The sequence below is a fragment of the Nonomuraea sp. NPDC005692 genome (assembly GCF_040631115.1).
Taxonomy (GTDB): domain Bacteria; phylum Actinomycetota; class Actinomycetes; order Streptosporangiales; family Streptosporangiaceae; genus Nonomuraea.
In genome coordinates this window covers 163,729-189,875 of sequence record NZ_JBEXYU010000006.1, presented here as the reverse complement: position 1 = coordinate 189,875, position 26,147 = coordinate 163,729, and the positions used below count along the sequence as shown (strand labels likewise).

Below are 26,147 nucleotides of genomic sequence, written 5' to 3'. Positions count from 1 at the left end.
TGCGCTCGAAACACTCGTAAGTCTACGACTTCCGTCGATCGCGGCCGATGGAATCCAGGTTTCCGGGCGGGCGCGTTCTGGAAAGAGACCTTACCGACATGTCACGCCCCGTCTGTCCACCTGATCCGGAAGCGCCAGAAGTGCTTGTCCGGGCAGCATCCGGATGACCGAAATGACATCAGACCAGATCGTTTCGAGGTGGGCGTCCGTGATCGGTTCTGGGGAAGATTTGCCGGAACGCCGACGAATCTTTTACCGACGGCCCTGATGACGTGCGGCGGCGGCACGGTGAGGGGACGGACCGGTCTCGTTCTCGCCTACGCCAGGTGCCTGCCCCATTTCTACGGGTAAGTGCGGCATATCCCCAACCAGAGGAGCGTGCCATGCCGAACAGGGTCACCGCCGTCCTCTCCGTCGCACTGCTGGCCTCGGCCGCCCTCACGGCCTGCGGCGACGGCGGCGAGCAGCAGTCCGGCGCGAAACAGATCACCGTCTGGACCGAGGAGAACCTCGGCGACCGGATGGCCGTGCAGAACCAGATCATCGCCGAGTTCACCAGGAAGACCGGGATCAAGGTGAACCTGGTCGGCGTCGGGGAGGACCAGTTCAGCCAGACCGTGACGGCCGCCGCCGCCGCGGACGACCTCCCCGACGTCATCGGCGCGCTGCCACTGGCCTCCGTCCGCGAGCTGGAGGCCAACGACCTGCTGGACACCGAGACGCCGGGCCGGATCGTGGACGGGCTCGGCAAGGACTCCTTCTCGCCGCGCGCGCTCGAACTGGACTCCTCGGGCGGCAGGCTGCTGGCCGTGCCCAGCGACGGGTGGGCGCAGCTCCTGCTCTACCGCAAGGACCTGTTCGACAAGGCCGGGCTGGCGCCGCCGGACACCTACGAGGCGCTGGAGACGGCGGCGGCGAAGCTGAACGCGGGTGGGGTGGCGGGCATCACGATGGCGATCGCGCCCAAGGACTCCTTCACCGCGCAGAGCTTCGAGCACGTGGCGCTGGCGAACGGCTGCCAACTAGTCGACAATTCCGGAAATATCACGCTAGATAGCCCACAGTGCGTGAAAGCCTTCGACTTCTACGCGAAACTGGCGAAGAACTACTCAGTCAAGGGCAAACAGGACGTCGACTCCACCCGGGCCACGTACTTCTCCGGGAAGGCGGCCATGATGATCTGGTCGTCGTTCATCCTCGACGAGCTGGCGGGGCTGCGTAAGGACGCGCTGCCGAGCTGCGCCGAGTGCCGCGGCGACCCCGAGTGGCTGGCGAAGAACACCGGCGTGGTCACGGCGCTGAAGGGCCCCGGGGCGAGCGCGCCCGCCCAGTACGGCGAGATCGTCTCCTGGGCGGTGCTGCGCGGCGCGGCCACCGATCCGGCCGCCAAGTTCGTCACGTACATGATGGACGAGGGCTACGAGCGCTGGATCGGGATGGCGCCCGAGGGCAAGTTCCCCACCCGCAAGGGCTTCGAGGACAAGTGGAAGAAGCTGCCCGCGGGCGTGGACGCCAAGAAGCCGCTGTCGGAGGTCTACCCGGCCGACGTGCTCGACGCGCTGCGCCGCAGCCCCGACACCTTCGCCCGCTGGGGCATCCCGCAGGGCCAGGGCAAGCTGGTCGGCGCCACGATGGGCGAGCTGCCCGTCCCCAAGGCCCTGAGCCAGGTGGCCGACGGCTCGCTGACCCCGCAGGCCGCCGCCGCGCAGGCCAAGAAGGACGTGGAGACCATCAAGCGCGGGATCCGGCAATGAGCGCACCCCGCACCCTGCGGCAGCGGGAAGGGCGGGCCGGGCTGGCGTTGATCTCGCCGACGCTGGTCATCACGCTGGTCGTGGTGGTGCTGCCGCTGCTGTGGGCGATCATGCTGGCCTTCCAGGACGTACGGCTGATCAACATCCGCCGGGCCGGCGTCTTCGGGCACTACACGCTGGAGAACTTCACGTACGTGATCTCCGAGCCGGGCTTCTGGGCGTCGCTGCTCAACACCCTGGTCTACACGGTGGCCGGCACGGCGTTGTCGATCGCGATCGGCCTGGTCACCGCGCTCGCCCTGCGCGCCAGGTTCCCCGGCCGCACCTTGGTCAGGGCCTCGATCCTGATCCCGTACGTGGCGCCGGTGGTGGCCGTGGCCTTCCTGTGGGAGACCATGCTGAACCCCCAGTACGGCATCGTGAACACCTGGCTGAAGGAGCCGATCGCCTTCCTCACCCAGGCCCAGGGCGACCTCCTGGGGCTGAAGGTGCCGGTCGCGCTGTTCACCGTGATCGCGTTCGAGGCGTGGCGGTACTTCCCGTTCGCGTTCCTGTTCATCCTGGCCCGGCTGCAGGCGCTGCCGGCCGAGCTGGAGGAGGCCGCGGTCGTGGACGGGGCCACCCCCACCCAGCGCTTCCGGCACGTGATCATGCCGCAGCTCTGGCGCATCGTGGCGCTGCTGGCGGTGCTGCGGTTCGTGTTCACCTTCACCAAGTTCGACGACGTCTACCTGCTGACCGGCGGCGGCGCCGGCACCGAGGTGGTCAGCGTGCGCGTCTACAACTTCCTGACCGCCCGCGACGACATCGGCGCCTCGGCCGCGCAGGCGATCGTGCTGGCCGTCGTCCTCGTCGTCCTGCTGGCCGTGTACCTGCGCTTCTTCTCGGGAGGCGATCGTGAGCAGGGATAGGTTCGAGCGCGCGCTGTTCGCGGCGCTGCGGCCCGTGGTCATCGTCTTCCTCTTCGCCGTCACCGGGCTGCCGTTCCTGTACATGGTGACGCTGTCCGTACGGGACATCCAGGAGCTCATCCTGGAGCCCGGCTCGGTGTGGCCGCGGCACTTCACCCTGGACACGTACGTGAACGTGCTGACCACCCAGGGGTTCCTCACGTTCATCAGGAACAGCGCGGTCGTCGCGGTCGCCTCGGTGGCCGCCACGCTGCTGATCTCGATCCCGGGCGCCTACGCCGTCGCGCGGCTGCGCTTCTTCGGCCGGCGGCAGGTGCACTTCCTGTTCCTCGCCGTCTACCTGTTCCCGGCGATCGTGCTGGCCATCCCCCTGTTCGTGCTGTTCACCATGCTGGGCCTCAGGGGATCTCTGGTCGGACTGATCCTGGTTTATATCGCGCAGACCGTGCCCGTCACGGTATACATGCTGCGCAACTACTTCGAGACCGTGCCGCAGAGCGTGGAGGAGGCGGCCGCGATCGACGGCTGCTCCCGGCTGTCGACCATCTGGCGGGTGGTGCTGCCACTGTCCAAGCCCGCGCTCATGGCAACCGGCCTCTACGCGTTCATGATCGCGTGGAACGAGTTCCTGTTCGCCCTGCTGTTCCTCGTGGAGCGGCGGGAGAGCTGGACGGTCTCCCTGGGGCTCTCGCAGCTGGCGGGGAGCATAGAGATCCCCACGACGGTGCTGATGGCAGGATCCGTGGTGCTGACGCTGCCCATCGTGATCGTGTTCTTCGCCAGTGAACGCCTGCTGACGGAGGGCCTCACGGCAGGAGCGGAGAAGGGATAGACATGCTGACGGCAGGGCAGGTCCTCCAGCTCATCCGCGATGGCTCCTGCCGTACCCGCAAAGACCTGATCGAGTTCACCGGCCTGTCCCGGTCGACCGTCACCGACCGGGTCGACCGGCTCATCGCCGCCGGCTACCTGCACGAGTCCGGCGTCGGCGCCTCGGGCGGCGGCCGGCCGCCCTCGGTGCTCGACATCGACGCCGCCCGGCGGCTGATCCTCGTGGCCGACCTGGGCGCCACCCACGCCAGGGTGGCGCTCACCGACCTCGCCGCCCGTCCGATGGCCGAGGAACGCGCCGAGATGCGCATCGACCGCGGGCCCGAGCCCGTGCTGACGTGGGTGCGCGAGGCGTTCCAGCGCCTGCTGGACAGGACCGGGCGGCCGGCGGGCGACGTGTGCGGCATCGGGCTCGACCTGCCCGGCTCGGTCGACCACACCGACGGGCGGGTGATCAGGTCGTTCCTGATGCCGGGCTGGGACGACCACCCGATCAGCGAGGCCGTCGGGCGCACGTACGACGTGCCCATCCTGGTGGAGAACGACGCCAACGCGATGGCCCTCGGCGAATGGTGGTCGTCCTGGCGGGAGACCGAGTCGCTGATCCTGGTCAAGGTCTCCACCGGCATCGGCACCGGCATCGTCCTCGACGGGCAGATCTACCGGGGCGTCGAGGAGGCCGCGGGCAACATCGGGCACGTCCGCATCCGGGAGACCGACGACCGGGTGTGCACCTGCGGCTCCCGCGGCTGCGTGGCCTCCCTGGCCAGCGGGCACGCGCTCGCGGCCGACCTCGGCCGGGAGACCAGCCGCGACGTCGTGCGCCTGGTGCAGGCCGGCGACCCGGCGGCGATCGCGCGCGTCCAGGAGGCGGGCCGCACGCTGGGCGTGGTGCTGGCCACCGCGGTCAGCCTGCTCAACCCCGGCGTGCTGGTGCTGGCCGGGGACATGGCGCGGACGCAGGAGCACTACCTGACCGGGATCAGGGAGATCGTCTACCGGCGCAGCCTGCCGTACACGACGCGCAACCTGGAGATCGTCACCAGCAGGCTCGGCGACCGGGCCGGGATCGTGGGCATGGCGGTGATCGTGATGGAGCACGTGCTCTCCCCCGCGGCCGTGGACGGCGCGCTGGCCGCCGTCGGCTGATCAGGCCAGCGCGCGCGGCAGGGCGGTTGCGGCCTCGGTGAGCGAGGGGCCGTACCAGGTCAGCAGGCGGCCGCTGACCAGCGCGCAGGCCAGGCCGGGGAACGCCTCGGGGCCGTCGTCCGCGCTGAAGGCGTAGGGCTCGTCGGGCAGCACGACCAGGTCGGGGCGGTGGCCGGTCAGCTCGGGCAGGGGGATCTTCGGGTAGCGGTCGGGGTGGGCGGCGTACAGGTTGTCCACGCCGAGGTGCCGCAGCACGTCGCCGGTGAAGGTGTCGCGGCCCACGACCATCCAGGGGCGGCGCCAGATCGGGACGATCGCGGTGCGCCGCGGGCCGGGCGCGGGGGCTCCCCACGCCTGGCGGGCGGCCGACAGCCAGGCCGGGCGGTCCGTACGGCAGGCGTGCGCGAACATGCGCTCCAGCGAGGCGAACGCCTGCTCCAGCGTCTCGATCCTGGTCACCCACACCGCCACGCCCGCCTCGCGCAGGGCCTGGACGTCGGGCGCGCGGTTCTCCTCGGCGTTCGCCAGGACGACGTCCGGGCGCAGGCGCAGGACGGCGTCGAGGTCGGGGTTCTTGGTGCCCCTGACCCGGGCCACGTCCAGATCGGCCGGATGCGTGCACCAGTCCGTCGCTCCGACCAGCGCCTCGGGGAGGGTCGCCGCCACGGACTCGGTCAGCGACGGCACCAGCGACACGATCCGCCGGACGGTCTGGGGTACCTCCACAGGGATCCCTGTGTCATCGTGGACCACGGCACCACCTTAGGTTGCGTTTTCCGGAAATATGCGTAGCACCACTCTTATGTCGGTATAGATCCGTAGAATCCCGGTAAAGATCGTTAAAACTCTGTGATCGGGGGCTCGACGGTTGGAGCACGAGGCATCGGATTTCGATCCGAACACGCCGAACGTGGCACGGCTCTACGACTACTACCTCGGCGGCAAGGATCACTTCCCGGTCGACCGCGAGGCGGCCGAGCGCATCCTCACGGTGGCGCCCGAGGTACGGGCGGCGGCGCGGGCCAACCGCGCCTTCCTCGGCCGCGCCGTACGCCACCTCGCCGAGTCCGGGATCAGGCAGTTCCTCGACATCGGCACGGGGCTGCCGACCCAGGGAAACGTGCACGAGGTGGCCGCCAAGGTCGCCCCTGGCTCCCGCGTCGTCTACGTCGACCGTGACCCCGTGGTGCTGGTGCACGCCAGGGCGCTGCTCACCGGCCACGGCGAGGACACGACGGTGGTCGAGGGCGACCTGCGCAACCCGGGCGACATCCTGCGCGACCCCGAGGTGCTGCGGACCATCGACTTCAGCCGGCCGGTCGCCGTGCTGCTGGTGGCGATCATGCACTTCATCGAGGAGTCCGACGATCCCGAGGGCATTCTCAAGACCCTGCGTGAGGTCATGGCGCCGGGTAGTTACCTGGTCATGTCCCACGGCACCAGCGACGCCCGTCCCGACGCGGTCAGCACGGGCACCGAGGTCTACCGCAACGCCACCGCGCGGCTGGCGCTGCGCAGCCGGGCCAGGATCAGGGAGCTGTTCGAGGGGTTCGAGCTGGTGGAGCCCGGTCTGGTGTGGCTGCCCGAGTGGCATCCCGACCAGGCGGACACGATCGACTTCATGGACCGCCCCGAGTCGTCGCTCATCGTGTGCGGCGTGGCCAGGAAGCTTTAGGACCCGCCCATGGACCTCGGCCTCGCCGTCCCGCAGTACGGCAGGTTCGCCGCGCTGAGCAGCGTGACGCGGGTGGCCCGCGAGGCCGAGGCGATGGGGTTCGCCGGCCTGTGGGCGGGCGACCGGCTGCTGACGCCGCTGCGGCCCAAGGACCGTTATCCCGGGGGCGACGGCAGCGTGCCGGAGGCCCATCGGGTGTTCCTCGACCCGTTCGCGGTGCTGGCGGTGGCCGCGTCCGTGACCTCCTCGGCACGGCTGGGCACCAGCGCGCTCAACGCCTGCTGGTACCCCCCGCCGGTGCTGGCCCGCTCGCTCACCACGATCGACCACCTGAGCGGCGGCCGGCTGGCGGCGGGCCTCGGCCTCGGCTGGTCCTCCGACGAGTACGCCGCCGTGGGCGTGCCCTGGAAGGGCCGGGCCGAACGCTACGAGGCCACCCTCGACGCCCTGGAGGCGATCTGGGGCGCGGACCCCGTGACGTTCGAGCACGAGCTGTGGACGATCGCGCCCAGTCACATCGACCCCAAGCCGGCCCGCCGCCCGCCGCTGCTGCTGGCCGGGTTCGCCCCGGACGCGCTGCGCAGGATCGGGCGCAGGGGCGACGGCTGGCTGACGGCCGCGCTGCCCCTCCCCGTGCTCCTGTCGATGTGGGAGACGGTCAGAGAAAGCGCCGAGCGGGCCGGACGCGACCCGGACGCCCTGCGCATGATCCTGCGCTCCAACCCGCTGATCACCGGCGACGGCACCCCGCCGCGGAGCGGCACGGTCGCCGAGATCGCGGCGTACCTGTCGCAGGCGGCGGAGGCCGGGGTCCACGAGGTCATCCTGGACCTCCAGCACACCGCCGCCGACGACGACCATTTGCTGGAGCTGGCCGCCGAGTTCCGTGAGCGCCTCGGCGCCGCTTGAGCGCGGGTTACTTGAGCGCGGACAGCGCGCCCTCGTAGTCGGGCTCCTGGGTGATCTCGGGCACCAGCTCGGAGTAGACCACGTTGTCGTCGGCGTCGAGCACGACGACCGCGCGCGCGGCCAGGCCGGCCAGCGGGCCCGACTCCTGGGCCACGCCGTAGTCGGCGAGGAACTCACGCCCCCGCATGAGCGACAGCATGGTCACCTTGTCCAGGCCCTCGGCGCCGCAGAACCGGTTCTGGGCGAAGGGCAGGTCGGCCGAGACGCAGAGCACGACCGCGTCGGGGTGCTCGGACGCGACCTGGTTGAAGCGGCGCACGGAGGCCGCGCAGACGCCGGTGTCGACGCTCGGGAAGATGTTGAGCACCTTGGTCTTGCCGGCGAAGTCGGCCAGCGTGCGGTCGGACAGGTCGGTGCCGACCAGCTTGAAGGCGGGCGCGGCGTCGCCGGGCTTCGGGAAGGCGCCGCCCACGGTGATCGGGTTGCCCTTGAAAGTGACGTCGGACATGAAAGCCTCCTGATAGCGATGTTCCCCGACCAGCGATCCTAGCGGCGCGATCTCCCCTAGACGTTGCGGCGGTACTGCCCGCCCGCCTCGAACAGTGCCTCGGTGATCTGGCCGAGCGAGCAGACCCGCGCCGCGTCCATCAGCACCGCGAACGCGTTGCCGTCGGACATCGCGACCTCGCGCAGCCGCGACAGCTCCGCGGGCGCCTGCGGCCGGTTGCGCTCGTGGAAGGCGTGCAGGCGGTCGAGCTGCGACTGCTTCTCCTCCTCGGTGCCCCTGGCCAGCTCCAGCTTGTGCGGGTCGGACTGCTCGGCGCCGGGGTTGCGGAAGGTGTTGACGCCGATGATCGGCAGGGAGCCGTCGTGCTTGCGCATCTCGTACAGCATCGACTCGTCCTGGATCTTGCCGCGCTGGTAGCCGGTCTCCATCGCGCCGAGCACGCCGCCCCGGTCCGACAGCCGCTCGAACTCGGCCAGCACGGCCTCCTCGACCAGGTCGGTCAGCTCGTCGATGATGAACGAGCCCTGCAGCGGGTTCTCGTTCCTGGCCAGGCCCCACTCGCGGTTGATGATGAGCTGGATCGCCATCGCCCGGCGCACCGAGTCGGCCGACGGGGTGGTGACGGCCTCGTCGAAGGCGTTGGTGTGCAGGCTGTTGCAGTTGTCGTAGATGGCGATCAGGGCCTGCAGGGTGGTGCGGATGTCGTTGAAGGACATCTCCTGGGCGTGCAGCGACCGGCCCGAGGTCTGGATGTGGTACTTGAGCTTCTGGGAGCGCTCGGCCGCGCCGTAACGCTCGCGCATGGCCACCGCCCAGATCCGGCGCGCCACCCGGCCGAGCACGCTGTACTCGGGGTCCATGCCGTTGGAGAAGAAGAACGACAGGTTCGGCGCGAAGTCGTCGATCCGCATCCCCCTGGCCAGGTACGCCTCCACGTACGTGAACCCGTTGGCCAGCGTGAACGCGAGCTGGCTGATCGGGTTGGCCCCCGCCTCGGCGATGTGGTAGCCGGAGATGGAGACCGAGTAGAAGTTCCTGACCCCGTTCTGGATGAACCACTCCTGGATGTCGGCCATCATCCGCAACGAGAACTCGGTGGAGAAGATGCAGGTGTTCTGCCCCTGGTCCTCCTTCAGGATGTCGGCCTGGACCGTGCCCCTGACCGTGGCCAGCGTACGGGCGCGCAGGTCGCGGGCCTCCTGCTCGTCGGGCTCGCGGCCCTGCTCGCCGCGGAAGCGGTCGAGGGCCTGGTCGAGCGCGGCGTTGAGGAAGAAGGCCAGGATCGTGGGCGCCGGGCCGTTGATCGTCATGGACACCGACGTGTTGGGCGCCGCCAGGTCGAACCCGTCGTAGAGCACCTTCATGTCGTCGAGCGTGGCGATGGACACGCCCGAGGTGCCGACCTTTCCGTAGATGTCGGGGCGCAGGTCGGGGTCGTGGCCGTACAGGGTGACCGAGTCGAAGGCGGTGGACAGCCGGGTGGCGGGCTGGCCCTCCGACAGCAGCTTGAAGCGCCGGTTGGTGCGGAACGGGTCACCCTCGCCGGCGAACATCCTGGTCGGGTCCTCGTCGTCCCGCTTGAACGGGAACACCCCGGCGGTGAACGGGAACGACCCGGGCAGGTTCTCCGAGCGCAGGAAGCGCAGCAGGTCGCCGTGGTCGCTGAAGCGCGGCAGGGCCACCCGCGGGATGCGGTTGCCGGACAGCGTCTCGCGCCAGAGCGGGGTGTGGATCTCCCGGTCGCGGATCTTCACCACCAGCTCGTCGCTGCGGTACGCCTCCTTGACCGCGGGCCAGCCGTCGAGCAGGCGGCGGCTCTCCTCGCTCAGCTCCCCCTCGGCCTGCTCGGCGAGCCCGGCCAGCCGCTCGTCCGCGCCGCCAAGGAGCTCCTGTACGGCGGCGAGCTGCTGACGGCGGCGCGCGACCTCCGCCTGGGCCAGCGTCTCGGCGTGGTAGGTCCGGACGGAGTCGGCGATGTCGGACAGGTAGCGGACCCGGGCGGGCGGGACGATCGCCGCGGCCGCCTTGGAGGTGCGCTCGGTCACGACGGGCAGCAGCCCCGGCCCGACGTCCTCCAGCAGCAGGCCCTTGAGGTGCTGGTAGAGGGCGGTGACGCCGGCGTCGTTGTAGCGGGCGGCGATCGTGCCGAAGACCGGCATGTCCTCGGGCGACTGGCCGAACGCCTCCCGGTTGCGCACGAGCTGGCGGCGTACGTCGCGCAGGGCGTCCTCGGCGCCGCGGCGCTCGTACTTGTTGATGACGACGGCCTCGGCGAAGTCGAGCATGTCGATCTTCTCCAGCTGGGAGGCGGCGCCGAACTCGGGGGTCATGACGTAGATGGGCACGTCGACGTGCGGGACGATGCCGGCGTCGCCCTGGCCGATGCCGGGGGTCTCCACGATCACCAGGTCGTAGCCGGCCGCGCGGCACGCGGTGACCACGTCGTCGAGGCAGGCCGGGACCTCGTTGGCGGCCCCGCGGGTGGCCAGCGAGCGGAAGTAGGTCTGGGGGCCCAGGCTGTTCATCCTGATGCGGTCGCCGAGCAGCGCGCCGCCGCCGCGCCGGCGGGTGGGGTCGATGGCGAGGATGGCGATGCGCAGCTTGTCGTCGTTGTCCACCCGGAACCGGCGGACCAGCTCGTCGGTGAGCGAGGACTTGCCCGAACCGCCCGTGCCGGTGATGCCGAGCACCCGCGCCGGACGCTCCTGGACGGCGACCGCCGCCTTCAGCCCCTCGGCCAGCTCCGCGGAGGCGCGACCGGACTCCATGAAGGTGATCGCGCGGGCCAGCGCCGCCTGGTCGCCCGAGAGCACGGCCTCGACCGACGGCGGGTCGCCGAGCTCGTGGTCGCACTCCTCGATCAGCTTGTTGATCATGCCGGGCAGGCCGTACCGCTGGCCGTCCTCGGGCGAGAAGATGCGCGTGACGCCCCGCTCGTGCAGCAGCTCGATCTCCTCGGGGACGATCACGCCGCCACCGCCGCCGTACACCTTGACGTGGCCCGCGCCGCGCTCGCGCAGCAGCTCGACCAGGTACGTGAAGAACTCGACGTGGCCGCCCTGGTAGGAGCTGATGGCCACGCCCTGGACGTCCTCCTGGACGGCGGCCGTGACGATCTCGTCCACGGACCGGTTGTGGCCGAGATGGATCACCTCGGCCCCCTGCGTCTGGAGGATGCGCCGCATGATGTTGATCGCCGCGTCGTGGCCGTCGAACAGCGCCGCGGCGGTCACGAAACGGACAGGGTACGCCGGAACGTGCACGCCTGATCACTCCTTTGCGAGGGGGCCCTCCTGCGAAGATACTAGGACGTCCAACTATTTCGATAGTAGGACGTCCTCGTAGCTCCTTCCGGTCTGGGTAAGGACTGCCCCAGGGGGTGACGCCGATGCGCGCGTTGACGTTCGAGCCGGGCCGGCAGGGGACGCTCGAGGTGGAAGAGGTGCCCGAGCCGGAGCCGGGGCCCGGGGAGCTGCTCGTGCAGGGGCTGGCCCTGGGGGTCTGCGGGACCGACAGGGAGCTGGCTGCGGCCGAGTACGGCTGGGCGCCGCCCGGCAGGAGCCGCATGGTCATCGGCCACGAGTCGCTCGGCCGGGTGCTCCAGGTGCCCGACGGGTCCGCCTTCTCCCCCGGCGACCTGGTCGTGGGCGTGGTGCGCCGGCCCGACCCCGAGCCGTGCGGGGCCTGCGCGCGGGGCGAGTTCGACATGTGCCGCAACGGCCGCTACACCGAGCGCGGCATCAAGGAGATCGACGGCTACGCCAGCGAGCAGTGGGCGGTCAAGGCCGGGTACGCCGTACGCCTGGACCCGTCGCTGGAGAGCGTGGGCATGCTCGTCGAGCCGACGTCCGTGGTGGCCAAGGCGTGGGAGCACATCGAGCGGATCGGCTCGCGCGCCTGGTTCGAGCCGCGCACGGTGCTGGTGACCGGCGCGGGGCCGATCGGGCTGCTGGCGGCGCTGCTGGGCCGGCAGCGCGGGCTGGAGGTGCACGTCCTGGACCGGACGGCGGGCGGGGCCAAGCCCGCGCTGGTGGCCGACCTGGGGGCGACGTACCACGTGGGTGACAACCTGGACGCCTTCACCGACGCCAAACCGGACATCATCATCGAGGGCACCGGGGTGGGGCAGCTCGTCATGGAGGCGCTGACCTGCACGTCCGCGGCCGGGATCGTCTGCCTGGCCGGGCTCGGGGCGGGCGGGCGCACCCACCGGCTGGACGTCAGCGAGATCAACCGGGACATCGTCCTGGAGAACGACGCGGTCTTCGGCACCGTCAACGCCAACCTCCGCCACTTCCGGGACGCCGCGACCGCCCTGGCCCAGGCGGACCGGAGCTGGCTCGAACGCCTGGTCACCCGCCGCGTCCCCCTCACCCGGGCGAAGGACGCCTTCGCCCACGAGGCCGGCGACGTCAAGGTGGTTCTCGACCTCACCTCCTGATCCCCCGGCCTCAGTTCTTGGGGGTGTAGGGCTTGCGGCGGTTGGCGGGGACGTGGCCCGCGGCCGGTCGTCCCGCGCCCGTCCGGCCGTCGCGCGGGGCGGGCACCTCGGGCGCCACCGCCCGGACGGCCCGGGGCCGGACCGCGGCGGAGGCGGTCGGGGCGGAGGCGGTCGGGGCGGCGGGAGCGGTGCCCACGCGGATCCCGGCGGTCTCGCGCGGCGGCGGGGCGGGCGTGAGCACGGTCACGCGCGGCGCCCAGTCCTCGCCGTCCCTCGTCCGCCCGGCGCCGCGGCCCTCTGGCGCGTGCCAGAACCGCAGCCAGCCGAAGCGACGGTGGACGCCACGACGGCGGCCGGTCACGCGTAAGGAGAGCACGACGGTCACCAGCACCATCGCGACCAGCAACGCGGGCGGCGTGCCCAGGACGTCGAGAGGCGAGGACCGGCCCACGTCCGTGCGCGGCGCGGGCACGAACGGCCGCTCGGTCGAACGGATCTCGACCGCCTGGTCGGCCGTGGCCTTGACCACCCGGGGAAGGCCGTAGCCGACGACCTTGTCGGTGTCCCTGACCTTGCGCTTGAGCCAGACGCGGTCGACGTTGGCCTCGATGGTGTGGATCTTCTTGCCCTCGACCCGTTCCACGATCCCGACGTGGTCGACGCCCTTGTAGCTCTTCCCGCCGCCCCAGTCGAAGAAGACCAGCGCGCCGGGCTCGGGCCGCTGCGCCCACGCCTTCTGCTTGATGAACCAGGCGGCGTGGGAGGGCGTCCAGGCGAACTGCCCGACGTACGAGCCGAGGCCGGTCTTGTCGGCCGCCCAGGCGATGAACATGTCACACCAGGGCGCGTCGCGGTACTGGGTGTCCTGGACGCGATCCGCGTACCACTGGCCGAATTTGGTGGTCTGGCCGCTCTTCTCCTTGTAACCGAGTTCCTGCCGTACCTGGTTCAGCAGCGCGTCCGCGATCGGGTCCAGGGTGACTCCTCCCCGAAAAACCGACAAATCACGATGGACTGTAGTAGCGCCATCGCGAATTTGCTCGAATCATTCAGAAAGTGTCTATTTATGGGCCCAAATTTCGGCATTGGGACGCATGTGACTGCTGAGGCGGGTGGTGCGCCGCTCCTCAGGTCCCGGCGCCCACGCGGTAGACGCTCACCTCGCCCGCGCCCGGCGCCACCACGTCGGCCACGATCACGGTGACGTTGTCGGGCGAGCCGCCCTCGTTCGCCAGGTCGATGAGCCGCTGGACGGCCGCCGCCGGGTCTGCCACCGTGGTCAGCACCTCATGCAGGACCTCGGGCCCGAGCACGGTGGTGAGCCCGTCGGAGCAGAGGAGGTAACGATCGTCAGGCTCGGCCTCGCGCAGCGCCATGTCCGGCTCGGCCCGGCCCTCGCTGCCCAGGACGCGCAGCACCATGGAACGCCGGGGGTGCACGGCGGCTTGATCCTCCGTTATCCGCCCTTCGTCCACCATCGACTGCACAAGTGTGTGATCCTTGGTCATCTGATAGAGCGCACCATCACGAAGCAGGTATCCGCGGGAGTCACCGAGATGAGCAAGGGCGAACCGGTAGCCGTCCCACAGCATGGCGGTCACCGTGGTCCCCATCCCCCGGCGGGCGGGGTCGATGTCGGCCAGTTCGACCAGCCTGCGGGCCGCCTCGTGCACGGCGCCCTCCAGGGCCGCCTCCAGGTCCGAGCCCGTCTCGGGAAGCGTGGCATCCAGCTCGCGCATGACGGCGATCGCCGCCGAGCTCGCCAGCTCGCCGGCCGCGTGCCCGCCCATTCCGTCGGCAACCACGAGCAACCGGCCACTCGCATAGCCGGAATCCTCGTTCTGCTCCCTGCGGCGGCCCACGTCTGATCCGGCGGCATAGCGGATGTTGTGCTTCATACCCAGCAGTAAATCATTGGTTGAAAGACTTCACAAGCAGATGCGCTGAAGACTCTTGTGAACTACTGTGGCCTCATGAGCCACGACCCGACCGTGAACGCCGGGGACATCGCCCGGCTCGCCGGTGTCGGGCGTGCCGCGGTGAGCAACTGGCGCCGCCGCCACGACGACTTCCCCCAGCCGATCGGCGGAACCGCGAACCAGCCGCTGTTCTCGCTGCGGCAGGTCGAGTCCTGGCTGCGCCGCTATGGGAAGTCCTACCAGGTCTCGCTGGGAGATCGGGTGTGGCAACGCCTGAAAGCCGCCGGCGATCTGCGGCTGGGCCGGTTGGTCGCCCAGGCTGGAACGTTGCTGACCAGCGGTGAGAGCGAGCTGGAGCCCGAGCTGGCCGGGCTCGTGTCGGAGCTGGCCGAGCGGCACGGCGCGCTGACGGCCTACGAGTTCCTCTGCGAGCGCTACCTGGAGGCCCACTCCCGCCAGCTCTCGGTCACCCGCCACGACGTGGCCGAGCTGATGCTGCGGCTCGTCCGCGCCGACGGCGCCACCGTCCTCGACCCGGCCTGCGGGGTCGGCACCCTGCTCCTGCCGCCGCCCGGCGCGGCGGAACGGTCCGAGGCCGTTCCCGGCGACCCCGCGCCCGCCGAGGGCGACGACCCGCCGCCCGGCCGTGGCCGGCCCGCCCGGGTGCTCGGGCAGGAGCTCAGCGAGACCTCGGCCGCCATCACCGCCGCCCGCCTGCGGCTGCGCGGTATCCAGGCCGACATCGTGGCCGGCGACTCCATGCGGCTCGACGGCTTCCCCGAGGTCAAGGCCGACGCCGTGGTGTGCGATCCGCCGTTCAACGAGCGGGCCTGGGGTTACGAGGAGCTGACCGGCGACCCGCGCTGGGAGCACGGCCTGCCGCCGCGCGGCGAGCCCGAGCTGGCCTGGGTCCAGCACTGCCTCACCCACGTCCGGCCCGGCGGCCTGGTCGCCGTGCTCATGCCGCCGGCCGCCGCGAGCCGCAAGGCGGGCCGCCGGATCAGGGCCAACCTGCTGCGCGCCGGAGCCCTGCGCGCGGTGGTGGCGCTGCCGGGCTCCGACCTGTGGCTGCTGCGCCGGCCGAGGGCGGGCGAGCGGCCGCCGTCGGAGGTGCTCATCCTCGACGCGACGGCCGACCTGGCGCCGGTCGAGCCCGCCTGGCTGGCCTACCTCGACGACCGCTCCGACCAGACCGTGCGCATCATCGACCTGCTGGCCGACGAGGTCGACATGACCCCGGCCCGCCACCAGCGCCGCGACGACGTGGGCCGGGCCTTCGCGCAGGCCCGCGACCGTTTCCTGGCCGCCGCGGCCGTCCCGCCCGACCTGAAGGTGCTCGACCAGCCGCTCGACCAGCCGTCCACGACGCTGGGCGACCTGATCAAGGAGGGCCTGGTGAGCACGTCCCAGGCGCCGCCCAAGATGGCCGCCGACGGGGGCGACGTGGCCGTGCTCACGGCCGACGACGTGCTGCGCGGCAGCGCGCCCTCCGGCCTGACCAGCATGCAGCCCGGCCTGATCGTGATCCGTCCCGGCGACGTGGTGGCCTCCTACTCCGGGGTGCGGGTGATCGCCGACGGCGGCGCGGTGCTCGGCCCCCACCTGACCCTCTACCGGGTCGACGCCCGCCGGCTCGACCCCGACTTCCTGGCCGGCTTCCTGCGGGCCGCGGGCGGCCGGGTGACCACCGGGTCCAGCAGGTTCGACGTGCGCCGCACCCGCGTGCCGCGGTTGTCGCTGAAGGAGCAGAAGGCGTACGGGGAGGCGTTCAGGCAACTGGCCGTGCTGGAGGACGCGCTGCGCGAGACCTCGACGCTCGGCCGCACGCTGATCAGGCTCGGCCTCGACGGGCTGGCCGACGGCCATCTGCACCCGCAGTCCTGACGGTGTAGTTTTTCCCGAAAGGCTGCGTGGAGGGGCGAATGGTCATCGGCGACCGCTATGAGCTCGACGACCTCCCCCTCGGGCAGGGCGGGATGGGCGCGGTCTACGCGGGCCACGACCGCCACCTCGACCGCAGGGTGGCGGTGAAGCTGCTCAGGCTGCCGAGCGGCCCCGACCACGAGCTGGAACGCCGGTTCATCCGCGAGGCGCGCATCCTGGCCAGGCTGGAGCATCCGGGCGCGCCCGTGCTCTACGACTTCGGCACCCACGAGCAGCGGCTCTACCAGGTGATGCAGTTCATCGAGGGCGTCACCGTGGCCGACGTGGTCAGCGAGCACGGCCCGCTGCCGGTGCCGTGGGCGGCAGCCATCGCGGCCCAGGCGTGCGCGGTGTTGTCGGCGGCCCACGCCCTGGCGATCTGCCACCGCGACCTCAAGCCGACCAACCTCATGCTCTGCCCCGACGGCAGCGTCAAGGTGCTCGACTTCGGGCTCGCGCTGCTCCGGGACGCCGACGTCACCACGTTCACCCGGATCGGCCAGATCCTCGGCACGCCGGCGTACATGGCCCCCGAGCAGATCCAGCACGGCGTGGCCGAGCCGCGCAGCGACCTGTACTCGCTCGGCTGCGTCCTGCACGAGATGCTGACCGGGCGGCAGCTCTTCACCGGGCCGACCGACTACGTGGTGTTCGAGCAGCAGGTCAAGGAGCGTCCGCCGGCCATCCCCGGCCTTCCCGACAAGCTGGGCGCGCTCCTGGCCGAACTGCTGGAGAAGCAGCCGGAGAACCGTCCCGCCGACGCCGACGAGCTGTACGAGCGGCTGGCCCCCTTCGCCGTCGAGCTGCCGATGCTCCCCGGCTTCCTGGCCGAGGCGCCGAGCCCCGGCCGCATGTACGCCCGCATGGTGGGCCGCGTGCTCAGCCCCCGGTCGTAGGGCCCCGGAACCCGGCGAAGGCGGCGATCAGGGCGTCCCCCAGGCGGTCGCGCCAGCAGTAGCGGTCGTGGCCGCCCGCGAACTCCCGGTAGTCCGCCGCCGCGCCGAGCACGGCCCGCAGCCGTTCGGTCGGGCCGTGCATGTCGTCGTCCTCCAGGCTGCCGAGCTGGAGGTGCACGCGTGGCACCGGGCCCCTGGCCAGCTCGCCCGTCAGCCATTCGGGCTCGGGCCCGTCCGGCCACCAGAACGAGCCCGACTGCGACACCGCCGCGGCGAACCTGCCGGGATGCCGGTGGGCGGCGTAGACGGCGGTGAGCCCGCCGAGGCTCTGGCCGGCGATCACGGTGAAGCCGTCGTGGGGCAGGGCGTCCACGAAGCCGGGGGCGCAGGTGAGCCGGGCCGTGCGGTCGGGGCCCGACTCGACCAGCCAGGCCCGGACCGGCGGGATGCGGCCGGCCGCGATGAGGTTGTCGAGGACGACGGGCAGGTCCTCGGTCCACTCCTCGCCGTCGAGCGCGACCAGCGAGCAGACCGGCGGGAGCGCGGGCTCGTACCGGAACCCGACGGGCTCGCGGACGAGCTCGTGGCGGCGCCGGCCGGGGACCAGCCACGGTGACGACGGAGTCGTCTCGGCGATCGAGAAGCCGCGCCACCGGCGGGGATTGAGCGGGTCGGCGACCTGCTCGCCGTCCACCTGGAGGTGGTAGGAGGCGCGCCAGCCGCGCCGCACGCGGAAGGTGCGGCTCCAGAGGTCCGGCGCGCACTCCAGCAGCGCGTCGGCGCCGTCGGGACGCAGCCTGCCGGCCAGGACGCGCACCTCCCGGGCGGGGCCGCGCCACAGGAACGTGACCGCGTCGTGCTCGTCGTCGAGCCGGCTGACGACGGGCGTGACGGTCGCGCCCGGACGCGGAACCGGAAGGGTCTCGGGCGGAAGGTCGCTCGTCAAGGCGGGCTGCTCCTCGATCCGGTCGGAGACGTTGCAGCACCCTACCCCACCCGCCCCCCGCCTGCCCTGAACGCGCTCTCTCGGTAACGCCGATCGTTATCCGGACACCGTTGACAGGGTGGCGTATGGGCCGCGAATCTGGCGAGAGAGCGCTCTCTCACATCCCCCGTTCTACCCAGGAGGGTTTCCATGACCCCTCGTGTCCGGCGGCTCGCCCTGCCCGTGCTCACCGCGTCCCTGCTCGCGCTGGCGACGGCCTGCGGTGGCGGCGGCGGAAGCCCCGCCACCGAGGCGAGCGCCAAGCCCGGCGAGAAGATCAAGCTGTCCATCGGCCTCTTCGGCGACTTCGGCTTCAAACCGCTCTACGAGGAATACAAGAAGGCCCACCCGAACATCGAGATCACGGAGGCCGTCACCCAGTTCAACGACCACCACAACAACCTGGTCAAGCGCCTGGCCACGAACGCCGGCGCGGGTGACGTCGAGGCCGTCGAGGTGGGCTACGTCAGCACGTTCACCTCCCAGCCCGGCAAGTTCGTCGACCTCAAGCAGTACGGGCTGGACAAGCGGCAGGGCGACTACCTCGACTGGAAATGGCAGCAGGGCCTCAGCAAGGACGGGCAGCAGCTCCTCGGCCTCGGCACCGACGTCGGCGGCCTGGCCATGTGCTACCGCAAGGACCTGTTCAAGAAGGCCGGGCTGCCGAGCGACCGGACCGAGGTGAGCGCTCTCTGGCCGACCTGGGAGCAGTACATCGAGACCGGCAAGAAGTTCGGCGCCGCGGACGTCGCCGGCGCCAAGTTCGTCGACTCCCCCGGCGAGATCTTCCGGGCCATGGTCAACCAGGCCCCCGTCGGCCTGTACGACACCCAGGACCAGATCATCGTGGACAGCAACCCCGACGTGAAGAAGGCGTGGGACCTGTCCAACCAGCTCACCCAGGAGGGCCTCACCGCCAAGCTGGCCGCCTTCACCCCGCCGTGGAACACCGGCTTCGCCAAGGGCTCGTTCGCCACGATCATCTGCCCGGCCTGGATGACCGGGTTCATCCAGGAGCAGGCCAAGGACGCCTCCGGCAAGTGGGACATCGCGACCGTGCCGGGCGGTTCGGGCAACAGCGGCGGCTCGCATCTGATGGTGCCCAAGCAGAGCAAGCACCCGAAGGAGGCGGCCGAGCTGATCGACTTCCTGACCTCCAAGGAGAACCAGGCCAAGGTGTTCAAGGAGGAGGGCACGTTCCCGTCGATCCCGGCGCTGTACGACGACCCCTCGATCCAGAACTTCACCAAGCCGTTCTTCGGCGACGCCCCCATCGGCAAGATCTACTCCGACGCCGCCAAGGCACTCAAGCCGCAGCACCTCGGCCCGAAGGAGGCCGACGTCCGGGTGGCGATCGGCAACGGGCTCGGCCGGGTCGAGCAGGGCAAGCAGACGCCCGACGAGGCGTGGGCGCAGGTCCTCCAGGACGTCCAGAAGATCAAATGAGTACGCTCCCGCTGTCGGCGCCGGCCCGGCACCGGCGGCGTGGCGTACGGCACACCCTCGACGTGAGGGTGTCGCCGTACGCCTACGTCGCCCCCTTCTTCCTGCTCTTCTGCGCCTTCGGGCTGTTCCCGCTCGTCTACACGGCCTGGGTGAGCCTGCACGACTGGACCCTGCTGTCGGAGGAGCACACGTTCGTCGGCGCGAAGAACTTCCAGACGCTGCTGGCCGACGGCTACTTCTGGAACGCCACCTTCAACACGCTGTCCATCGGCGTGTTGTCCACCGTGCCGCAGCTCCTGCTGGCCATCTGGCTGGCCCACCTGCTGAACCGGCGGCTGCGCTTCCAGACGCTGCTGCGCATCTCGATGCTGCTGCCCAACGTCACCAGCGTGGTGGCCGTGGTGGTGATCTTCAGTCAGCTCTTCGGCCGCGACTTCGGGCTGATCAACTGGGTGTTGTCGTGGGTCGGCATCGGGAAGATCGACTGGGCGGCCGGCACCGCGACCTCGCACATCGCGCTCTCCGTGATGATCATGTGGCGCTGGACCGGCTACAACGCGCTCATCTTCCTGGCCGCCATGCAGGCCGTACCGCGCGAGCTGTACGAGGCCGCCACCCTCGACGGCGCGAGCAGCTTCACCCAGCTGCGCCGGATCACCATCCCGATGATCCGGCCCACGATCATCTTCGTCGTCATCGTCTCCACGATCGGCGCGATGCAGATCATCGCCGAGCCCCTGCTGTTCGGCCAGAGCAGCGGCGCGGGCGGCGGCGCGGCCAGCGGTGGCCCGGACCGCCAGTACCAGACGCTCGCGCTGTTCGTCTACGAGCAGGGCTTCACCAAGTTCGACTTCGGGTACGCCTCGGCGGCGTCCTGGCTGATGTTCCTGGTCGTGGTGGTCGCCGCCGGGATCAACTTCCTGATCAGCCGCAGGGTGAAGGGCGGCACGACATGAGACTGCGCTACCTGACCCTCATCGCGGTCGCCTTCTTCTCCGCCTTCCCGCTCTACTACAGCGTCGTGGTGGCCTCGCGGCACAACTCGGCGCTGGCCGAGGTCCCGCCGCCGCTGCTGCCCGGCGGGAACTTCTTCGACAACGTCGCCCGCGTGTTCGACACCGTGCCCTTCGGGCTGGCGCTGCTGAACTCGGTCATCGTGGCGGGCTCGATCGCGGTCGCGGTGATGTTCTTCTCGACGCTGGCCGGGTTCGCCTTCGCCAAGCTGAGGTTCCGGGGCAGGAACGCCATGCTGGTGATCACCGTGGCCACCATGATGGTCCCGGCCCAGCTCGGCATCATCCCGCTCTACCTGCTCATGGTGAAGCTGGAGTGGACCGGCACGGACTACGCGCTGATCGTGCCGGCGCTGGTCAACGCGTTCGGCGTGTTCTTCATGACCCAGTACCTGACCCGGGCGCTGCCGGACGAGCTGCTGGAGGCCGGGCGGGTCGACGGGTGCACGACGTGGGGCCTGTTCTGGCACGTCGTGCTGCCCGCCGCGCGGCCGGCGGCGGCCGTGCTCGGCATGCTGACGTTCATGTCGGCCTGGAACGACTACTTCTGGCCGCTGGTCGTGCTGAACCCGGACAACCCGACCGTCCAGGTGGCTCTGTCGACGCTGGCCAGCGGTTACGTCAACGACTACGTGCTGGGCCTGGCGGGCACGGCGGTCGGCGTCCTGCCGCTCGTGGCGGTCTTCGCCCTGTTCGGCAGGCAAATCATCGGTGGAATCATGCAAGGAGCTGTTAAGGGATGAAGTTTCCCGAGGAATTCGTCTGGGGAGCCGCCACGGCCTCCTACCAGATCGAGGGGGCGGTCGAGGAGGACGGGCGCGGCCGCTCGATCTGGGACACCTTCTCCCACACCCCCGGGAAGGTCGCCGGCGACGACACCGGCGACGTGGCCTGCGACCACTACCACCGGTACAAGGACGACGTCGCGCTGATGCGCGAGCTGCGGCTGCGGGCCTACCGGTTCTCGGTGGCCTGGCCGCGCGTGCAGCCGGAGGGGACGGGGCCGATCAACCCGCGCGGCTTGGCCTTCTACGACAAGCTCGTAGATGAACTACTAGCCGCCGAAATTTCGCCCTATGTCACGCTTTATCACTGGGACCTTCCCCAAGCCCTCGAAGACCACGGCGGCTGGACGAACCGCGACACGGCCTACCGTTTCGCCGACTACGCCCAGGCCGTGCACGACCGGCTCGGCGACCGGGTGACCCACTGGACGACGCTCAACGAGCCCTGGGTGTCGGCCTTCCTCGGCTACGGCAACGGCGTGCACGCGCCCGGCCGCCGCGACCCTGGCCAGGCCATGCGCGCGGCCCACCACCTGCTGCTCGGCCACGGCCTGGCGGCGCGCGGGCTGCGCGCGGCGGGGGCGCGCAGCATCATGCTCGTGGTCAACTCCGCGCCGGTGCTCACCCCGGCCCAGGTCAACGACCCCACGGCGGTCGCCGGCGAGGCGGACGCGGCCGCCGCCGAACGGGTCCACGCCCTGCTGACCAGGCAGTTCCTCGACCCGGCGGTGCACGGCAGGTACCCGGAGGAGGTCCTCGCGGCGGCGGCGCGCAACGGCGGGACCGCGCACGTCCACGACGGCGACCTGGAGCTGATCAACGCGCCGATCGACCTGGTAGGCGTCAACTACTACAACCCGTGCGTGGTCGAGTCGGGCCCGGGGCTGCCCGCCGACGCCGCCTGGCCGGGCTCGGACGACGTGCGCTTCGCCACGGCGGACGCCCCGGTCACCGCGATGGGCTGGCCGATCGTGCCCGACGGCCTGTCCCGGCTGCTCGTCCGGCTCTCGAAGGACTATCCGCAGGTCGGGCTCATGGTCACCGAGAACGGTGCGGCCTTCGACGACCTGGTCGAGGACGGCCGGGTGCACGACGACGAGCGCGTGGCGTACCTGGACGGGCACCTGCGCGAGCTGCACCGGGCCGTCGAGGCGGGCGCCGACCTGCGCGGTTACCTGGTGTGGTCGTTGCTGGACAACTTCGAGTGGGCCGAGGGCTACCGGCGCAGGTTCGGCATCGTGCACGTGGACTACGCGACGCAGGCCCGGGTGCCCAAGGACAGCGCTCTGTGGTACCGCGACGTGATCAGCAGGAACGGCCTGTAGATTTTTTTCCGTGCTCTCCCTCTTGGTGCAGTCATGAGACGCCCGACGCTGGAGGCGGTCGCCGCCCGCGCGGGCGTCTCCCGCGCGACCGCCTCCAGGGTCGTCAACAACCAGACGACCGTCGCGCCGCACATCCGCGACGCCGTGCAGCGCGCGATCGACGAGCTGGGCTACATCCCCAACTCGGCGGCGCGCAGCCTGGTCACCCAGCGCACCGACTCGATCGCCCTGGTCGTCAGCGAGCCGGGCACCCGGGTCTTCTCCGAGGACCCGATGTTCTCCACGGCGATCAGGTCGGCCAGCTACGAGCTGGAGGCGGTCAACAAGCAGGTCGTGCTGATGCTGGCGTCCTCGCCCAAGAGCCACGCCCGGGTGGAGCGGTACATCTCCGGCGGCCACGTCGACGGCGTCATGCTGATCTCCATGCACGGCGCCGACCCGCTGCCGGCCGCGCTGTCGCGCCTGCGCGTGCCCGTGGTCTCGTACGGGCGGCCGGCCGTGCCGGTCGACATCCCGTTCGTCGACAACGACAACGTGGGCGGGGCCGAGGCGGGCGTCCGGCACCTGGTCGAGTCGGGGCGGCGCAGGATCGCCACCATCGCCGGCCCGCAGGACATGATCGCCGGCCAGGACCGCCTGACCGGCTACCGCAACGTGCTGCGCGACTCCGACCGCCGCTCGATCGTGGCCGTGGGCGACTTCACCCGGGAGTCGGGCGCGATCGCGATGCGCCAGCTCCTCGGCGACGACCCGGCGCTCGACGCCGTGTTCGTGGGCAACGACCTGATGGCGGTCGGCGCGTTGCAGGCGTTGCGCCAGGCCGGGCGGCGGGTGCCCGACGACGTCGCGGTGGTGGGGTTCGACGACATCGAGGCGGCCAAGTACACCGAGCCGCCGCTGACCACGCTGCGCCATCCGATCGCCGAGCAGGCGGCGGCCATGGTCCGGCTGCTGCTCGGCCTGTTCGAGGGCGGCTCGCGGGAACCGGTGATCCTGCCCACCGAGCTGGTGGTCCGTGAGTCGGCCTGAGCCCGCCGGGGCCGCGCGGGTGATCTCCGCCGGCGAGGCCGTGGCCGCCGCCGTCGCGGTGGCCGAGGAGCACGGCGTCACGGTGCGCGAGCCCGTCGTGCTGAAGGACTCCTACAACCTGCGGATCCACCTGCGGCCGGCGCCGGTCGTGGCGCGGGTGCCCACGGTCACCGCCCTGGCCCGGCTCCGGCCCGAGGAGGCGATGCGCCGGGAGCTGGCGGTGGTGTCGTTCCTGCACGAGCTGGGGGCGCCGGTCGTGCCGCCGAGCGACCTGCTGCCGGCGCGGGTGCACGAGCGCGACGGGGCGCCGGTGTCGTTCTGGCGGCACGTCGAGCACGACGGGTCGCGGCCGGTGACGCCCGAGGTGTTCGGGCGGGCGCTGCGCGAGCTGCACGAGGCGCTGCGCGGCTATCCGGGCGCGCTGCCGCGCCTCGGGCCCGTCCTCGACGAGCCCGGGCACCTGCTCCGGGTGCTCGCCGCCGACCTGGAGCCGGCGGTGTCGGCCCGGCTCGCCGAGGCCCGCGCCGGACTGGCGGCCCGGCTGCCGGGCGGCGGTCAGGCCGTGCACGGCGACGCCCATCCGGGCAATCTGCTGGTCACGCCCGCCGGCCTGCTGTGGAACGACTTCGAGGAGACCACGTTCGGGCCCGTGGGCTGGGACCTGGCCTGCCTGCTCGGCACCGTGCGGCTCGACGGCCGCGCGGCCGTGCGGGCCTACGGCGCCGATCCCGGCGACCCGGCCCTGGCGGTGTTCGCCGAGGCGCGGGCTCTCCAGGCCGTCCTGTGGACGCTGGCCAGGGCGCTGCGCTTCCCTGAGGAGCGGGCCGCCGCCCGCGCCGTCCTCGACGGCTGGCTGCGCGACCCCACCGGCCGTTCCCGCTGACGGGGCCCGTGCTCGGGCCCGTTCTCAGACCGGCACGACGCCCTGCGCCGGGCCGAGGAAGTAGCCGCCGGTGGCGTCGAGCACGTGGCCGGTGATCCACCGGGCGTCCGGCCGGGCCAGCAGCGCCACGGCGTCGGCGATGTCCTCGGGGCGGCCGATGCGGCCGAGCGCGGTGACCTCGGTGACGCGCCGCTCGGCGACGCCGTCGTGGTCTTCGCGCAGCCAGGCGTTCATGTCGGTCTCGGTGACGCCCGGGGAGACGGTGTTCACGGTGATGCCGCGCGGGCCGAGCAGCGGGGCCAGGGTGAAGCCGAGCGTGTCCAGCGCGCCCTTGGTCATCGAGTACACGACGTCGGGCAGCGCGATGCGGACGACCGCCGAGGACACGTTGATGATCCGGCCGCCGTCGTTCAGCAGCGGCAGCGCCCGTTCGATGACGAAGTACGGCGCCCGCACGTTCACCGCGAACACCCGGTCGAACTGCTCGGGCGTCACCGAGTTCAGCACTCCCCCCAGGATGGCGGCGTTGTTCACCACGATGTCCAGCCGGTCGTCGCGCAGGCCGTCGAACAGGGCGTCCACGCCGTCCTCGAAGGCGGCCTTGACCGCGTACGCCTGTCCGCCGGCGTTCTCGATCTCGGCGACCGTCTCCTTGGCCAGGTCGTCGTTGGTGGCGTAGTGGACGATCACACGGGCGCCGCCGGCGGCCAGGCGTCGCGCCACGGCCCGTCCGATGCCGCGCGAGGCCCCCGTGACCAGCGCGATCCTGCCTGCGAACTCACTCATTGCGTGCTCCTTCATCGGTGGAGCTCCATCGTGCGGCGGGGACTTCGCGGGCGTCCAAGACCGGCTGTTATAGCTTCTTGCTATGGATGCCCATATCCGTGATCTGCGGTATTTCGTGGCGGTCGCGGAGGAGTTGAGCTTCACGCGGGCGGCCACCGAGCGGCTGTTCATCTCCCAGCCCTCGCTGAGCAGGCAGATCAGGCAGCTTGAGCTGTCCATGCGGGCCAGGCTGTTCGACCGCGACCGGCGGACCGTGGCGCTGACCGCCGCCGGGGCCGCGCTGCTGCCGCTGGCCCGGCAGATCATCGAGCAGTGGGAGGACGCGCGGCGCGCGGTGGCCTCGGCGCGCGAGGAGCGCACGCTGACCGTGGGGTTCCAGACGCGGATCGGGCGGGGGCTGGTGCCGTCCATCGTGGAGGCGCTGCCGGGGTGGGAGCTGCGCTTCCGCCAGATCACCTGGGGCGACCCGACCGTGGGGCTGGGCGACGGGCAGGTGGACGTCGCGGTCGCCTGGCTGCCCGTCCTCGACGACGGCGCCTACGACTGGACGGTGGTGAGCACCGAGGAGCGGTGGGTGGCGCTGCCCGCCGGGCACCGGCTGGCCGGGCGGATGGAGGTCGGGCTGGCCGAGCTGGCCGGCGAGCCGTTCGTCGCGCTGCCGCGCACGGCGGGGCCGATGCGGGACTTCTGGCTGGCCGCCGACCGGCGCACCGGCCCGGCGCTGGTCGGGGCGGAGGCGGAGACGGCTGAGGAGGCGTTCGAGGTGGTGGCGTCCGGGCGGGCCGTCGCGCTGGTCTCGGCCGGGAACGCCGAGCTCTACCGGCGCGACGACGTGGTGGCCCGGCCGGTGACCGGGCTGCCGCCGAGCAGGCTGGCCATCGTCTGGCGGCGCGACGACCGCAGGCCGTCGGTGCGCGCGCTGGTACGCGAGTTCGTCCGCTGCCTGTGCGCGTGACGCGCGGCAGGCGGGGGTCAGGGC

The 26,147-nt window shown here is 71.3% G+C and carries 23 protein-coding genes; 16 read left to right on the top strand and 7 right to left on the bottom strand.

Going from position 1 to position 26,147, the window contains the following annotated elements:
- The first annotated feature begins 383 nt into the window (after window positions 1-383).
- The 4 genes from ABZ459_RS16025 to ABZ459_RS16010 are packed head-to-tail and all read left to right on the top strand — an operon-like array spanning window position 384 to window position 4,645.
- Window positions 384-1,754, top strand: coding sequence for an extracellular solute-binding protein (locus tag ABZ459_RS16025; RefSeq protein WP_357971000.1), 1,371 nt, complete (start codon window positions 384-386; stop codon window positions 1,752-1,754).
- Window positions 1,751-2,665, top strand: a complete 915-nt coding sequence (locus tag ABZ459_RS16020) for a sugar ABC transporter permease (protein ID WP_357970999.1) — start codon at window positions 1,751-1,753, stop codon at window positions 2,663-2,665. Before ABZ459_RS16025 ends, ABZ459_RS16020 begins: the two co-directional genes overlap by 4 nt.
- Window positions 2,652-3,497, top strand: a complete 846-nt coding sequence (locus ABZ459_RS16015; RefSeq protein ID WP_352349881.1) for a carbohydrate ABC transporter permease — start codon at window positions 2,652-2,654, stop codon at window positions 3,495-3,497. The genes ABZ459_RS16020 and ABZ459_RS16015 overlap by 14 nt, the downstream gene beginning before the upstream one ends.
- Window positions 3,498-3,499: 2 nt before the next feature.
- Window positions 3,500-4,645: an ROK family transcriptional regulator gene (locus ABZ459_RS16010; protein WP_357970998.1), complete on the top strand. Its 1,146-nt coding sequence runs from the start codon at window positions 3,500-3,502 to the stop codon at window positions 4,643-4,645.
- Here ABZ459_RS16010 and ABZ459_RS16005 read toward each other — a convergent pair whose 3' ends face one another.
- Window positions 4,646-5,371, bottom strand: a complete 726-nt coding sequence (locus ABZ459_RS16005; RefSeq protein ID WP_357970997.1) for a helical backbone metal receptor — start codon at window positions 5,369-5,371, stop codon at window positions 4,646-4,648. It abuts the gene before it with no gap.
- A 142-nt stretch (window positions 5,372-5,513) separates the two neighbouring features.
- On the opposite strand from ABZ459_RS16005, the gene ABZ459_RS16000 reads away from it, so the two are divergent.
- On the top strand, window positions 5,514-6,320 hold the full coding sequence (locus ABZ459_RS16000; protein WP_357970996.1) for an SAM-dependent methyltransferase: 807 nt from the start codon (window positions 5,514-5,516) through the stop codon (window positions 6,318-6,320).
- 9 nt (window positions 6,321-6,329) lie between these two features.
- Complete coding sequence (locus ABZ459_RS15995; RefSeq protein ID WP_357970995.1) at window positions 6,330-7,229, top strand: TIGR03619 family F420-dependent LLM class oxidoreductase; 900 nt, start codon at window positions 6,330-6,332, stop codon at window positions 7,227-7,229.
- A gap of 7 nt (window positions 7,230-7,236) precedes the next feature.
- Here the strand turns inward: ABZ459_RS15995 and tpx are convergent, their stop codons facing one another.
- Together tpx and icmF are read right to left on the bottom strand one after the other, a co-directional pair.
- Window positions 7,237-7,737 carry a thiol peroxidase gene (tpx, locus tag ABZ459_RS15990; protein WP_357970994.1) on the bottom strand — a complete coding sequence of 167 codons (501 nt, stop codon included), beginning with the start codon at window positions 7,735-7,737 and terminating at the stop codon, window positions 7,237-7,239.
- A gap of 56 nt (window positions 7,738-7,793) precedes the next feature.
- Window positions 7,794-11,000: a fused isobutyryl-CoA mutase/GTPase IcmF gene (icmF, locus tag ABZ459_RS15985; RefSeq protein WP_357970993.1), complete on the bottom strand. Its 3,207-nt coding sequence runs from the start codon at window positions 10,998-11,000 to the stop codon at window positions 7,794-7,796.
- 125 nt (window positions 11,001-11,125) lie between these two features.
- On the opposite strand from icmF, the gene ABZ459_RS15980 reads away from it, so the two are divergent.
- A complete protein-coding gene (locus ABZ459_RS15980) occupies window positions 11,126-12,178 on the top strand; it encodes a glucose 1-dehydrogenase (RefSeq protein ID WP_357970992.1) in 1,053 nt (350 codons plus the stop codon).
- Window positions 12,179-12,188: 10 nt separating this feature from the next.
- On the opposite strand, the gene ABZ459_RS15975 is transcribed toward ABZ459_RS15980, so the two are convergent.
- Entirely contained in the window at window positions 12,189-13,181 is a 993-nt protein-coding gene (locus tag ABZ459_RS15975) for a CHAP domain-containing protein (protein ID WP_357970991.1), read from the bottom strand.
- A gap of 124 nt (window positions 13,182-13,305) precedes the next feature.
- Window positions 13,306-14,076: a protein phosphatase 2C domain-containing protein gene (locus tag ABZ459_RS15970; protein ID WP_357970990.1), complete on the bottom strand. Its 771-nt coding sequence runs from the start codon at window positions 14,074-14,076 to the stop codon at window positions 13,306-13,308.
- A 75-nt stretch (window positions 14,077-14,151) separates the two neighbouring features.
- Between ABZ459_RS15970 and ABZ459_RS15965 the strand changes: the two genes are divergently transcribed.
- Window positions 14,152-15,981 carry an N-6 DNA methylase gene (locus ABZ459_RS15965; protein WP_357970989.1) on the top strand — a complete coding sequence of 610 codons (1,830 nt, stop codon included), beginning with the start codon at window positions 14,152-14,154 and terminating at the stop codon, window positions 15,979-15,981.
- Between the two features lie 38 nt (window positions 15,982-16,019).
- Window positions 16,020-16,916, top strand: a complete 897-nt coding sequence (locus ABZ459_RS15960) for a serine/threonine-protein kinase (RefSeq protein WP_357970988.1) — start codon at window positions 16,020-16,022, stop codon at window positions 16,914-16,916.
- Here the strand turns inward: ABZ459_RS15960 and ABZ459_RS15955 are convergent.
- Window positions 16,900-17,862 carry an alpha/beta hydrolase-fold protein gene (locus ABZ459_RS15955; protein ID WP_357970987.1) on the bottom strand — a complete coding sequence of 321 codons (963 nt, stop codon included), beginning with the start codon at window positions 17,860-17,862 and terminating at the stop codon, window positions 16,900-16,902. The genes ABZ459_RS15960 and ABZ459_RS15955 overlap by 17 nt on opposite strands.
- Window positions 17,863-18,051: 189 nt before the next feature.
- On the opposite strand from ABZ459_RS15955, the gene ABZ459_RS15950 reads away from it, so the two are divergent.
- From ABZ459_RS15950 to ABZ459_RS15925, 6 genes are read left to right on the top strand one after another with little or no spacing between them, the layout of a single operon-like run.
- A complete protein-coding gene (locus ABZ459_RS15950; protein ID WP_357970986.1) occupies window positions 18,052-19,347 on the top strand; it encodes an extracellular solute-binding protein in 1,296 nt (431 codons plus the stop codon).
- Entirely contained in the window at window positions 19,344-20,303 is a 960-nt protein-coding gene (locus ABZ459_RS15945) for a sugar ABC transporter permease (protein WP_357970985.1), read from the top strand. The genes ABZ459_RS15950 and ABZ459_RS15945 overlap by 4 nt, the downstream gene beginning before the upstream one ends.
- Window positions 20,300-21,103, top strand: a complete 804-nt coding sequence (locus ABZ459_RS15940; protein WP_357970984.1) for a carbohydrate ABC transporter permease — start codon at window positions 20,300-20,302, stop codon at window positions 21,101-21,103. Before ABZ459_RS15945 ends, ABZ459_RS15940 begins: the two co-directional genes overlap by 4 nt.
- Entirely contained in the window at window positions 21,100-22,470 is a 1,371-nt protein-coding gene (locus tag ABZ459_RS15935; protein ID WP_357970982.1) for a GH1 family beta-glucosidase, read from the top strand. Before ABZ459_RS15940 ends, ABZ459_RS15935 begins: the two co-directional genes overlap by 4 nt.
- 33 nt (window positions 22,471-22,503) lie before the next feature.
- Complete coding sequence (locus ABZ459_RS15930) at window positions 22,504-23,499, top strand: LacI family DNA-binding transcriptional regulator (RefSeq protein ID WP_352320101.1); 996 nt, start codon at window positions 22,504-22,506, stop codon at window positions 23,497-23,499.
- Complete coding sequence (locus ABZ459_RS15925; RefSeq protein WP_357970980.1) at window positions 23,486-24,382, top strand: aminoglycoside phosphotransferase family protein; 897 nt, start codon at window positions 23,486-23,488, stop codon at window positions 24,380-24,382. The genes ABZ459_RS15930 and ABZ459_RS15925 overlap by 14 nt, the downstream gene beginning before the upstream one ends.
- A gap of 24 nt (window positions 24,383-24,406) precedes the next feature.
- On the opposite strand, the gene ABZ459_RS15920 is transcribed toward ABZ459_RS15925, so the two are convergent.
- On the bottom strand, window positions 24,407-25,168 hold the full coding sequence (locus tag ABZ459_RS15920; RefSeq protein ID WP_357970978.1) for an SDR family oxidoreductase: 762 nt from the start codon (window positions 25,166-25,168) through the stop codon (window positions 24,407-24,409).
- A gap of 82 nt (window positions 25,169-25,250) precedes the next feature.
- On the opposite strand from ABZ459_RS15920, the gene ABZ459_RS15915 reads away from it, so the two are divergent.
- The gene (locus ABZ459_RS15915; protein ID WP_357970976.1) at window positions 25,251-26,123 is read left to right on the top strand and encodes a LysR family transcriptional regulator; all 873 of its coding nucleotides are present in this window, start codon (window positions 25,251-25,253) and stop codon (window positions 26,121-26,123) included.
- The last annotated feature ends 24 nt before the right edge of the window (window positions 26,124-26,147 follow it).